Below are 12,263 nucleotides of genomic sequence, written 5' to 3' on the forward strand. Positions count from 1 at the left end.
CGATCTCGGAATCTGGACCGGCTCGCAGCATCCCGCAGGGCCAACGCCCGCTGCCGCGCCATCGATGACGGAATATCCCGGCCGGTCAGGGTGGAGGTGTGTGTGATCCGGTTGCGGGGTTGGTGAGGAGGGGGCCGGGGCCGGCGGCCCTGCGGCCGGGGACGGCGGGGGAGAGGTAGCCGCGTGCTCGTGCTGCTTTGATCCAGTCCTTGATGGTCGGTTCCGGACGGTTGAGAAGGTCAGCCAGGCGCCGATGGAGGCCAGGTCCCTTGGTAGCTTCACGGAGATAGGCGTGGGCCACGATCTGAAGCAGTTCACCATCGAGCGGGGGCCGGCCTCGCTGTGTCGGCTGCGCGAGCGCGTTGGCGTTCTCCAGGGCTTGCCGGGTCACCGGTGTGATGCCTGGGTCTGATGCTTGGGCTCGGCCCAGGACGATGACGCCTTCCTCCTTCCACGACTGGTCGGCCAGCTCAGCCTGAGCCAAGGCCACGATCTGACCGATAGGGATGCGACGCAGCACGTCACCCGTGATCGGTGCGTATTCTGCGACCTCCGCAGTCTCTTCCCCAGGACCGACGAAGTCTCCCCAGTCGTCCCAGTGACCCCACTTCGGTTGCCAAAGCTCAAGCTCGACTACTCCGAGGCCGGAGCCCTGGTTCGCCAGGATGCCGTAAACCGTGACCGGCAGCTCAGCTGCCTTGTAGAGGAAGTCCGCGACGTAACCAGGGCCGCGCCCCCGCTCCTTGACGAACAGGGTCAAAGACGGCCCCGGCACGGCGTTCTCGGGGATCTCCGCCAGATCGGGGTAGTTGCTCCAGGGCTCCAGCACAGTGGTGACGAGAGAACCCTTCCAGAGGTCCACCTCCTGACTGCTGCGCCCATGCTCGTAGGAGCGATCACGGACACGAGGATGGTCCGGCTTCAGACGGAGCTCCTCCTCGGGAGCGTCAGGGTTGGCGTAGTCATCGGTACTGAACACTGGCTCGGGCATGCGCCCAGGCTAAAGACAACCGGCTCGCGCAGAGGAGGGGAAAAGCGGATGAGTAGGCGTGCGGGACAAGTCACCCTGACAGTGCCCGCAAGCCCGGCGTCTGCTCCGGCCAGCCTTTGCGCAGTCACCCGCTGCTGTGATTTCCCAGCGCATGGCGTGCCGCGGCAAGAAACGTCCGACGAGTCTCGCTCAGGCGAGTGGACTGGCCCGTCATGTAGTCGAGGATGGTGATCCGGCCCTCGTGAACGGCATCGCGCAACAGGACAGCAGCCTCTTCGCGTGGCAGGTCGGTTCTCTCCAGAAACTGCACCGCGGTCTCGTACACGTGCCGAAGGGCGGCGTAGGCCTCACCGATGGAGTCGAACGGGTGGTCACCGCGCGGTACGTAGTGGACGAGAGCGCTGATCGTTCCCGGACGGACACCGGGCGGCGCTTCCACAGCCGTATAGGCGTCACGCATGCCGGCGAGACGGACCTGGAGGTCGAGCAGCGCATTGACCGCATCGGTGACCGGTGTGCTCAACTGCTCCCGCCGTGTGACAGCGTTCCTCTCCTCCACCTGCCTGGCATAGAGGGCACGCCAGGTGCGGGCAGCGAAGCTGCTGCCCAGCGCCGCGTCAGCGATCTCATCGCAACAGGCCACCAGTTCCTGCGCGGCCCCCACCAATTCTGCGTCGCCCTCCAGCTCCAGTACAGCCAGCGCCCGCTGAAGATCACGACTGGCCGGTCGCAGACTGTCCGGTGCGCCCGTGCCGTCCAGGACCTGGTCCAGAATCCCGACCAGTTCCCCGATGGCGAGGAGGAAGACCGAGCATGCCTCCCGGCGCACGCCGCGCAGCCACTGGTCGTGAGCCGAGCCCGACTGTGCTCGGACCGTGTCCAGCGCGGCTTGGTAGGCCGTCTCCGCCTGGCGCAGACCCGCCTGGTGCGTGGCACCAGCGGTCTGGAGGGCAGCGCGAAGCTGCCAGCGCCCGATCAGTAGCGTGCACGGCACCCCCACGACAGCTACCGAGGTGGTGACGACCAGTGCGATCCCTTGTAAGTCCATCGCAGCACATCGTGCCAACCCGCAGCAGGCAGGTCAGAGGAATCAGCACACAGACCGGACCAGGTTCACCTGTCGAAGGAGGCCGGCGGCAGGGTGCGGAGGTCTGCGATGCTCCATAGCCATGGAGACACAGGATGTGTTCTGCGTGGGAGCCAAAGTGCAGACACCCGCGTTGCCCTGCGGTTGATCAGGCGCCCGTATATCGGGGTCGCGGATACCGGTGAATGGCATCTGCGTCAAATTCTTCTAGGCCGACTACGCTGTTCGCGTATTGCAGTGATATGTGCACACCTTCGATTTGCGTAAGAGGAGTGACATCGATGATGTCAGGTAAGGCGTTGCGGCAGTGGACGAGCACGCTCTTCAGGTTAGGAAAAATGTCAGGGACAAGATGTAGTTGTGCGTCTGCGTCGATGGGTGACAACTGTAGGTGTGTCACATTTGGCATGGGGGTGGCCTGTGCTAGATCGAACTCGGAGATAACAAGGTCGGTCAGGTTTGGCAGTGAGGAGATTTCTCGCCACTCTGCCGGGGTCGGTCCCGAGTTGATGATCAGGTTTTCTAGAAGTTGCCACTTTGAGATGCCCTCCAGCGAGGCATCGATCGTACGGACTAGACGTAGATCGGTTAAGCCCGGAGGTGCGGGCATGTCCTCAAGGCTATCCCAGGGCAATCGAGTGTAGAGAGCGAGCTCGGTGAGTTTCGGTAGGAAGGCCAGGGCTTCGAAGGAGACTTCGTCCGGAAAGCGCAGGAGCCCCAAGGATGTCAGCGGGAGTCCTGCAAGGCCGTCAACGTGTGTGAGTTGGCTGCACTCGGACAGGGTGAGTTCTCTCAAGGCGGGGAGACGGTGCACAAATTGCAAATCAGTTAGCAAGCTGCCAGCGTCGATTCGGAGTCTCTGGGTGTGTTCGGGGGAGAGGTGCTCGAGGATTTCTTCGTCGGTGAAAGCTTCTCTGAAGTTGACGTCGAGGATGGGTTTTAGCACCTGCAAGGCGTTGTGCTGGTCGTTGGTTTTTACGAAAAGGGTTATGTGGTCCTTGACGGGGAGCAGAATGTCTTGCGCGTATGGAATAGATTCGAAGTTGTCCCAGCCATTGACGAGCTCGTAGGGTACTGGTGCGGAAGTCAGTGACTGAGTGAAGTTCCTGAGGAAGGCGTAGGCGTGATCACCTCCGATGGTGGCGGCAGTCTGGATGACAGCGCCTACTTCGTCGTACTCCAGGTCTTCAGGCCCCGGTAGCAGATCCAGAATGCCCGGTCCGAGCGCTGCAAGCCCCGTCGCTTCTTCCGGTGAGCGGGGCGGCATCAGGACACGGGCATGCTGTTCGACCAGTTCGCGGACGGCGGGTTCAATTTCGGTGGCGTACTGCAGGCTGGCAGCCGCCAGGAGGTGAAGTCTGCTCCTGTGCTCAGTCTCGGCGTCACCGCGTTGGATGAGTCGACGGAGCAGATCAGCGCTCTCGGCAGGCCGGGCGTGGGCGACGGCCATGCGTACGACGTCTTCCCACTGGTCGTCGTGGGCATTGTTGACGAGTAGAGGGAAATCGTGGGCTTCGATGGCGGCTTTGGCCCCGAGGTAGTCCTGGAAGGTGCGGTGGACGAAGTCGATGGTGTCCACGGTGGGCTGGCGCAGGAGTCCGCTGCGGCCGACCAGGTGCGTCAGAACCTGGTCGCTGGTGCCCTGCTCGGCCACGGCCTGCATGGCCGGCAGTGCGTCGCCGATCAGGGCCAGCGCAGTAGCTCGTTCCATCTCGGTCTGGCGGTTGCGGATGAGCCAGTAAGCCAGACGCTGCAGTAGCTGGACGTTCTGGTGTTCGGTGAGTTGGATGCCTTCCGGGTCATCGATGCTGCGCTCGAGGTCGCGGCGCACGAGCAACATTGACAGCGCTGCCTCGTAAAGCTCCATGCGGCTGTGGGGCAGATGGCCGCGGCGGTCCCTGTGCAGCGCGCAGATCAAGGCACACATCAAGGGTGTGCTGGACAGTTGCGCCAGGTCACGCTGCGCTCGCACTGTGACCTGGAGCGCTGTTTCGAGATCATGTAGCTGTGCTCGTTCGGCCTCGGTCGTAGAACCGTGCCGGGCTGCGGTATGCCACCGGTGAACGAAGACCCCGGTGTCGGCCGAACTCATGGGCCGCACTGACAGTTCGGTGAAGTGCGACGAGGACAGCCAGCCTTCCGGGACAGCGGACGGACGCGTGGTGACCACGAAGCGGGCGTCCTTGTAGGCCGCCAGAAGCTGCTCGAGCCAGTCCCGCGTGGCGCCTCGGTGCTCTTGAGGAACCTCGTCGATGCCATCGACCAGGACGAGTGCCTCCCCCCTGTCGAGCACGGCATCGGCCCAGCCCTCGGGTTGTGATGCGGCCAAGGGGGCGCCGACCGCAGACAGGAAATCGTGCGGCTCGGGAAGGGGGCCACGCCTCACCAGCGTCCGCAGCGGCAGGACGAAGGGTACGCGCCCCCGCCAGCCCGCCAGTTCCTCCGGCAGCTCATCGCGCGCCGTCGCGACAGCCAGCCACTGCAGCAGTGTTGTCTTTCCGCTGCCCGCGAGTCCTCGCAGAAGAACGCGGCGGCAGTTGGCCAACGCGTGCTCCGCACGTTTCACGACGATGGACGGCCGGTTCGCTTCCTCATTGCCCGCAAGCCAGTCCTCCGGCCGCTCCGCCAGTTCCAAACTCAAGTACGCAGCGTCCAACGGCCAACGCGCACGTTCCGGCCGACTCAGATCCAACCCCACGACCGTCAGCTGGGAATGCCGCTCCGCCACGTAACGGAGGTACCGCTCCTCGAACGAAGGCTGTGGCTTCAGCCGCGTTGCCCTACGGGCAACAAGCTGCGGATAGTTCCTGCGTGCCTGCGGCACGGGGGAGGCGGCGTTACGTAAGGCCAGCAGAGGTTCCACATCGGTACCCAACGCCTTCGCCAGGGCCACCAGCGTTGCCTCGGAAGGCAACGTCTGACCATTTAGTGCCTGGCTGACCGTTGTCCGCCCCAGCCCGGTCCGCTGCTGCAACCCGCCTATCTGCAAACCACGCTGCACCCTGAGGGTGCGCAGCCGAGACGCGAGCTCCGCCAACGGATCCTCGTCCACGTCCCCCATATCCCGCTTCTCCATCCTGCAGGGCGACCGCCTTCGTTCATCTTTGTTCACCCCGAACCCCGGCGAACACCGAAACCGAGAAATTCCTCGGTGTCACCTCGTCAACCGTCCCGGGAAGAAGCCATGAACACCTCTCCAAGTCACCTGATACTCCTGATCCTGCTCCTCGCAGTCGTCGCGATCTTCTGCACCCTTGTAGGAGCAGCGGCCGGCAAGCTTGCCCGCATCGAGGGAGCCACCTACGCCGGCGCCCTGCTACGGGGCGCTCTGGCCTTCGTAGGCAGCGCCACACTCTCCCTGGCACTGCTGACCTTCCTCCTCGCAGCACTATGAAGACGGATGCAGTGCTGCACTGCGACAGGCGCACACACACGGCGCCGGGCACGACGGCGGACTCGGTCCGAAGGGACGGGGAAGCCTCAGCCATCTTCTTCAGCGTTACCTGTTGCGGGTGCTGTTCCTGAGGTTGGCGAAAGGCAGCGCATCGTGGTAGATGATCTTGAACTCGTCGAGAAGGGCCTGCTCCGCCTTACTCGCGTGCGCCGTCGGCCGCCAAGCCACGACCAGCGTGTCCGAATCGGCGAGTTGCCAGATGTAGCGGCCGCCCCAGTGCCCGGCTCGCTGGCCGGTTCCGTGCCGGCGATACGCGGTCAGCCGCTGGCGCAACCCGTTGCGGCCTTCAGCCTTGCCCACATAGACGACCGTCGCCCCGTCCACCCAGGCATCGGCGAGCTTGCAGGGGGCCACGGACGGGTTGCGACCCTTGAGATGTCCGGCCGGGCTGGAGGAGAGGAACGACGGGGTAGAGACGGCCATGCGGATCACCACATAGACCCCGTGCCCGGCGGGCACATCGCTGACGGGCAGGTCACGGAACGGCACGAAGCCGCGAAAGCCGCGGGCGGCCAAAGCCTGACGGCTCAGCTCCGGCGTGAGGTTCATGCTGGGCATCGTGCCAGGCTTACGGGCGGCCCTCAGCTCGGGCCGGAATTTGCCCTTTTCCAGTACTGTCCGGTCGTGCGCCGGAGAGGCCCCTGGGGGCCGCCAGGACGGCGGCCGTTGGCTTTCACGCGGCTGCGCTACAACTTCTGCTGGGCTGCTTCGGCGACGTCATCCTCATGACGATTCCCTCTCCGTACGGGCCGCGCCTGCTGCGCCCGGCCTGCTCACCACAGCCCCGGAGCCAGGGCCTGTGAACAGGGGACGGTGGGCACCGTCTCCGGAGAACACCGACGACGAGAAGCTGCTGCGTGGTCGGATGTACGGCTACGACGCTCGTGTGCCCGGGGACGGCTGGGCCGCTGGTAAGTGCGGGATGCCAAGAAGTTGCGGGGAAGCGGCCAAGCTGGCCGCCGTACCGTTAGCGGTCCAGGACGCGCTGTGGTTCCCCCGGACCAGGAGATCCGGCTCGTGGCGGAGGCCGAGCGGTCGACACACATTACGGTTCACGGCGGACGAACCAGGATATTGCGGGGTCCCGGTCGGGATGGGCGGGGGCGCGGATGCATCCTTGATGTCAGTGGTTCCTGGAAGGATGGAAGTAGGGCGAATCCGCCTTCACGGGATAGCAGTTGACGATGGGGACAACGCGCACCATGAGACTGGAACTGAACAATGAGTGGGCCGTCGGCGCTCGCATCGGAGGCGGCGGCTTCGGCGCCGTGTTCGAGGCGAAGAGCACCGCCGGCGATATCGCGGCGGTGAAGCTCGTACCCAAGGACCCGGGCACCGAGCGCGAGATGCTGTTCACTAACCTGGACGGCGTTCGCAACGTGGTGCCGATCATCGACAGCGGCGAGCACGAGAACCAGTGGGCACTGGTGATGCCGCGGGCGGAGAAGTCCCTGCGCGACCATCTCACGGAACACGGCCGACTGTCCCTCAACGAGGCGGTCGTCGCCCTCTCCGACGTCGCCGAAGCGCTTGCCGACCTCAAAGACCGCGAGATCGTCCACCGCGACCTCAAACCGGAGAACATCCTGCTGCTCGGCGGCCGCTGGTGCCTCGCCGACTTCGGGATCGCCCGCTACGCCGAAGCCACCACCGCACAGCGCACCTTCAAGTTCCACGGCACCCTTGCGTACATGGCCCCCGAACGCTGGAACAACCAGCGGGCCACCAGCGCCAGCGACATCTACGCCCTGGGCGTCCTCGCCTACGAGCTTTTGGAGGGCAGGACGCCCTTCACAGGACCGTACGAGCACGACTACCAGGACCGGCACCTGCACGGAACCCTTCCGCCGCTCACCAACGCTCCGCCCCTCCTTGCCGCGCTGATCACCGAATGCCTCTACAAGGGGCCCCAAGCACGCCCTGCAGCCGGCAACGTGCTCGCCCGCTTGGGACAGATTCCCGTCGCCGCGCTCTCTGGCGGGTTGGCCGCGCTTGCGCAGGCCAACCAGGGCGCGGTCGCACGGCAAGCCGAAGAGGACCGCCGGGCTTCGGCACACGCCACGGAAGCCGACCGCCGTAAGGCCCTGCTCGAAGCCGCCAAGACCTCTTTCTCCTTCATCGCCGATGCTTTCCTCTCGACCCTCACGACCGCCGCTCCGAGCGCGCAGGTCCGCAAGGGCAACCAGGGGGGGTGGACCGTCCGGATCAATGACGCCCAGCTGACGCTCTCCGGACCAAGGGAGACCGCCTCCGGGATTTGGAGCATCACCTCGACACCGGCGCCGTTCGATGTCATCGCCTCCGCGACCCTCGCTCTGAAGGTTTCCCCCAATTACCACGGGTACGAAGGCCGAAGCCACTCCCTCTGGTACTCCGACGCGCAGACGGAAGACCAGTACCAGTGGTTCGAGACCGCTTTTATGGACACCCCGTTGCGCCCTACGAGAAGGACCGTGGAGCCTTTCGCGCTTGACCCTGACCACGATTCACGCGGCGCCATAAGCCCGGTGATGACGATGCACCAGGTGGCCTGGCCCTTCATCCCGCTCGTCATCGGGGACCTGGACGAGTTCATCAGCCGGTGGGCCGAATGGCTTGCCCAGGCAGCGACTGACCGACTTGCCCACCCTAGCCAAATGCCCGAACGGAGCCCCCAGGGCTCCTGGAGGCGGTGAACACACGGGCCGTCCAGGGGCGCGACCCCCGTGCCCACCTGTACGGGACCAGTGGCCGCGCCGACCGCGTTCGCCGGGGGAGTGCCCCGAAGGTCCCAGTTCCTACACGCACACCAGTGCGATGTCGCAGCTCAGGCCGCCGGGCATCGCACCGCAGTGCGTGTAGGGCCGGGAGCGGTGCCGCTGGCCATGGACAGCAAAGGACCCCGGGCCGCTCTGCGCCCCGGGGTCCTGTCGCGTCTCTCGCGACCGCTCCGTCGGGCGCGCTGCCCACCCACGCGATTGGCCGGCCCTCACTGGTTCGGCCCCAGTGCGGTTCCTCCATCGAGGTCTCCTGCCCGTCGGGGCAGGACGCAGATCCGCCCTCAGCGGCCGTGCTTGCCCCCGCAGAGCCCGGCGAACCCGTCCACGTCGCCCGCCGCAACGGCCTGGTCGTAGCGGTCCTGGAAGGGCCAGAGACGGGCACGCAGCTCCAGCTCCGTCTCCGCCGCCTCCACCAGTTCCCGCGCCGCCTGCACCCCTGGATCGCCAGTACGCCCCGGGGGCCTGTCTGCCGGAATTGCTTGTTTTCCGTGTGGCTCCGGGCTGGAGGATGACCAAGCGGCGCGCGGACGCACCCAGTCTGTGGCAACCTACTCTCCGTTAGGGGGATCAACTGATGACCGAATGCGTGTGCACCGCATGCCCCTTCCAGGCTGATGGTCTCGAAGAACTGCAGCGGCACTCACTGGAGACCGGCCACGTCGGTATCTGCAAGACCGAGGCCCCACCAGCTGGAGGCAAGCTCTCCAAGCTCACCAAGCGTCTGGTTGTAACTCAGGGCGTGACCCTTGCCGCCCTCGGAGCTTCCATTACGGCGTGCACGTACCTGTACGCCAAATGGCAGAGTGTAGAGGCGGAGAACGCCTACCTGAAGTCACCCAGCGGCGCAGGTCGCAACCTCAAGAGCCATGACAAGAGCCGCGACAAGGAATGAGCTGGGCGCGGACGATGCCTGCGCCGTCGATCGGCGAATCCGCTGACGTGGAGGCAGCGCTGACCGCCTGCTGTCCCGCCCTGCTCACCAGTGGTGATCACGCCGCCGCCTCCGTCACGGCCCATTCCAGGCCGACTGCGGCGAGCGCCTGGAGCTTGTCGGCGGTGAGCTTGGCCCGGCGGCTCTTGCTGTTGCTGAGAAATACCCCGAGCTTCACGACGTGCTCCTGACCGCCGACCACGATCCGTTCCTCGTGGCCTCGGGGGACGCTCAGAGAGCCTTCGCGGGCCTTGTACTGTTCCAGGGCCGCCACGCCCTTCTCGAAGGCGCTCACAGCCTTCCTGGGGGTCTTGGCGGGCTTCGCCTGCTCCGGGGGCAGCGGCACGACGCCGACCGCCTCCAGGAGCTCGCGCTGCTCCTCCATCAGCCCCGCCCAGACCGTGTGCTGACGCTGCTTCGCCAGCCATTTGCCCACGTCCATGCCGTGGACGGTGAAGCCGGGCAGGACCTCGGAGCGGTCGTCCTCGTCGGCCAGCAGCTCCCGCAGCGCGGCGTAGTGCCGCTGCCACTCCGGCGGCCACGCCGGGTTCCAGTGCGCGTCCACGGCCTCCAGCGCCGCCTTCCACTCAGGGTGGCCCTCCAGCGCACCGGGGCGCCGCAAATTGCTCAACCACTGCCCTACCGGCCTGTCCAGAGCAGCGGCGGACCTCGGAGCGCAGAGGGTCCAATGGTCCGCGTAGTACGCCTTCGCGGCTTCCAGGTTCTCCTGGAACCGCTCATCGGCCGGGCTCCAGACCATGCCCAGCTTCTCCAGCCGCTGCGCCCGCTTGCCGGTCATCTGCCCCGCCCCGTACGCCCTTCGCTGTTCTGCGACCCAGGCCCCGAGCGGGAACGCTCCCTCCTTGAACCCGTACGGAACTCGGGCGTGAAGCTCACGCTCCGTGAACGTCTTGAGCGCCGACCAGCCGCGCGCCCAGTCCTGACGCTCGGTGTCGATGACGTTGAAGGAGATCCAGTCCGCGACCATCACCGGGTCACGCGGAGCGGCGAAACGTAGCAGAAGACGGGATTCGTTCTCGCCTTCTTCGGGCGGCGAACCGATGTACTCGGACGGCTGCGCGACGTCCTTCTGAGGCTCCTGCGGAATCGCGAGCAACTCGATTGCCTCTTCGTCGTGAGCGCGCAGACCCTCCAATACCTTCACCAGAGGCTTATACGATCCGGAGGTGAACATGTCTTCCGGCTGCTCTCCAGGCTGGAGAAATACCGGCACGATCAAAGAGGCCACTTTCCCCTGTCCGGGCTTTTGACGCAGCGCCCGGCCGATCGCCTGGACGATGTCGTGCGGGGCGCCCTTGGGGTCCAGGAGGGCCACGGAGTCCACCGCGCGGATGTCGACGCCCTCGCCCAGGACCCGGCAGTTCGAGAGCACCGCACGCCGGGCGGTGGACCCGAACTGCCCCAGGACATCGCGCCGGCGCTCGGGCACGTGCTCACCGCACAGCCAGTCCGCCCACACCTCGGCCGGGTACTTCTCGGGCTGGTCCGCGTGCAACCGCTTCGCCACCCGCTCCAGGCCCTCCGCATACGCCGCGGCCTCCATCGTCCGGTGATGGAAGGTGATGCACGTCTGCAGCTGGTGCTGCTCCATGGTGTGCAGGAGCGCCGCCTGGAGCGCCCCGAGCCGCTGCCCGCGCACCTCCTCACTGCGCCGCTCCTCGCCCATCAGCCGGTCCGGGGTGACCACCGGGTCCTGGAGCTCCAGGACGATGATCTGGTATCGCGCAAGCAGCTTCCGCGACACGGCCGACGCCAACGAGAGCTTGTAGAGGACCGGCCCGAAGACGCGCTCATCGTCCATGGAGGCCGCCATCTCACGAGGCAGCGGGTCACGCACGCCCTCCGCTACCTCGCGGTTCAGGCGCTCCTCCCAGATCCGCGGCGTGGCCGTCAGGTAAAGCCGCCGGTGCGAGGGGATGACGCCCTGGTTGTGGACGTCCGCCCACGCCTTACCCATCGAGCCACTGGTCCTGTGGGCCTCATCGACCACCGTCAGGTCCATCGGGTCCAGTTGCTGCCCATAGGCGCCCTCGAACGCCTCCGCGAGGACACCCAGCGAGGCGTACGTCCCGAAGATGGTGACCGGCCCCGAGCTGTGCCACAGAGCCAACTGCACGGGATTCGTCGTGGAGCGCACCTTGAGGTTCCACAGCTCCGGGTCATCGGTGAGGCTGCACACCGCAACCGCCGGCCCCGTGTGCCCAGCCGCGCGCCACGCCTGCACCGTCTGCGTCAGCAGGTCCAGCGTCGGCACCAGAACGAGAATGCGGCCCTTGGGCACAAGGCGCTTCGCCGAAGCCGCCGCAATGATGGTCTTTCCCGTGCCACACGCGGCGTGCACCTGCCCGCGCAGGCCATTCACGGGGATGCCACCCGGCGGAATATCGAAGCCTCGCACGATAGCGGCCACGGCTTCGATCTGGTGGTCACGCAACTTCACGGCCATTTCCCGTGTTCTCCTTTTCGCGGAATGTCGCGCGTAACCAGAATGGAAGATCCCGGCGCGATGCTGTGGCCCGGAGTTGTGGTGTCTGGACCCAAACACTACACAGGTACGACCTGTGATGCATCACTCGTATGTCAACTTTCCCCTCAGGGTGATACATGGCCGAATCATACCCCGAAGCGGCCGGTTGTCCTGTATGCTGATGGAGTATTGGTGAGCTTGACCGGACGATCTCGAGAGTGAGGGAGGGGGCAGGGTGGAGCGCAGCGGAACCCGTCACTGCAGCGAGGCCGGCACTCGTGCAACCCGACAGGCCGTCACATCCGTTGCAGGGGCAGCGGCCAGGAACCCCAAGCCCTACACAGGCTCGCACCCGACGCACCCCCTTACTGCTAGCCCAGGCAACCGCGCTTGCGCGGGTGCCCGCAATGAGCGCTTGCGCGAATTGCATTCCCCTCCGGAATTCCGTTTACGGAATTCCATTCCGGCGCTTGCGCCGGAATTCGAATTGCGCTTGCGCAATTCATTCACTATGACCCGGCCTGCCGGGTCATAGCCCGCGGAGCGGGCTATG

The 12,263-nt window shown here is 65.8% G+C and carries 9 protein-coding genes; 3 read left to right on the plus strand and 6 right to left on the minus strand.

Translation table 11 applies throughout. The annotated features are described in order from the left end of the window. Nucleotides 1-85 precede the first annotated feature (85 nt). From ACH4KB_RS34715 to ACH4KB_RS34725, 3 genes are all read right to left on the minus strand, one after another. Complete coding sequence (locus ACH4KB_RS34715; RefSeq protein ID WP_398070546.1) at nt 86-991, minus strand: hypothetical protein; 906 nt, start codon at nt 989-991, stop codon at nt 86-88. A gap of 124 nt (nt 992-1,115) precedes the next feature. Then, complete coding sequence (locus ACH4KB_RS34720; protein ID WP_398070548.1) at nt 1,116-2,039, minus strand: hypothetical protein; 924 nt, start codon at nt 2,037-2,039, stop codon at nt 1,116-1,118. 187 nt (nt 2,040-2,226) lie between these two features. Beyond that, nucleotides 2,227-5,154 carry an NACHT domain-containing protein gene (locus ACH4KB_RS34725; RefSeq protein WP_398070550.1) on the minus strand — a complete coding sequence of 976 codons (2,928 nt, stop codon included), beginning with the start codon at nt 5,152-5,154 and terminating at the stop codon, nt 2,227-2,229. 108 nt (nt 5,155-5,262) lie between these two features. Between ACH4KB_RS34725 and ACH4KB_RS34730 the strand changes: the two genes are divergently transcribed. Then, nucleotides 5,263-5,472, plus strand: a complete 210-nt coding sequence (locus ACH4KB_RS34730; RefSeq protein WP_398070552.1) for a hypothetical protein — start codon at nt 5,263-5,265, stop codon at nt 5,470-5,472. Between the two features lie 105 nt (nt 5,473-5,577). On the opposite strand, the gene ACH4KB_RS34735 is transcribed toward ACH4KB_RS34730, so the two are convergent. Next, nucleotides 5,578-6,081: a hypothetical protein gene (locus ACH4KB_RS34735; protein WP_398070554.1), complete on the minus strand. Its 504-nt coding sequence runs from the start codon at nt 6,079-6,081 to the stop codon at nt 5,578-5,580. Between the two features lie 653 nt (nt 6,082-6,734). Here ACH4KB_RS34735 and ACH4KB_RS34740 point away from each other — a divergent pair. Further along, a complete protein-coding gene (locus ACH4KB_RS34740) occupies nt 6,735-8,207 on the plus strand; it encodes a serine/threonine-protein kinase (RefSeq protein WP_398070556.1) in 1,473 nt (490 codons plus the stop codon). A 365-nt stretch (nt 8,208-8,572) separates the two neighbouring features. On the opposite strand, the gene ACH4KB_RS34745 is transcribed toward ACH4KB_RS34740, so the two are convergent. Then, nucleotides 8,573-8,725 (minus strand): hypothetical protein, encoded by a 153-nt coding sequence (locus ACH4KB_RS34745; RefSeq protein WP_398070558.1) that lies wholly within the window; start codon nt 8,723-8,725, stop codon nt 8,573-8,575. A gap of 140 nt (nt 8,726-8,865) precedes the next feature. On the opposite strand from ACH4KB_RS34745, the gene ACH4KB_RS34750 reads away from it, so the two are divergent. Beyond that, nucleotides 8,866-9,183: a hypothetical protein gene (locus ACH4KB_RS34750; protein ID WP_210992755.1), complete on the plus strand. Its 318-nt coding sequence runs from the start codon at nt 8,866-8,868 to the stop codon at nt 9,181-9,183. Between the two features lie 97 nt (nt 9,184-9,280). Here the strand turns inward: ACH4KB_RS34750 and ACH4KB_RS34755 are convergent, their stop codons facing one another. Further along, nucleotides 9,281-11,689, minus strand: coding sequence for a Helicase associated domain protein (locus ACH4KB_RS34755; protein WP_398070560.1), 2,409 nt, complete (start codon nt 11,687-11,689; stop codon nt 9,281-9,283). Nucleotides 11,690-12,263: the final 574 nt, after the last annotated feature.

This window comes from Streptomyces sp. NPDC017520, assembly GCF_044329855.1.
In the GTDB taxonomy this organism is placed as follows: Bacteria; Actinomycetota; Actinomycetes; order Streptomycetales; family Streptomycetaceae; genus Streptomyces.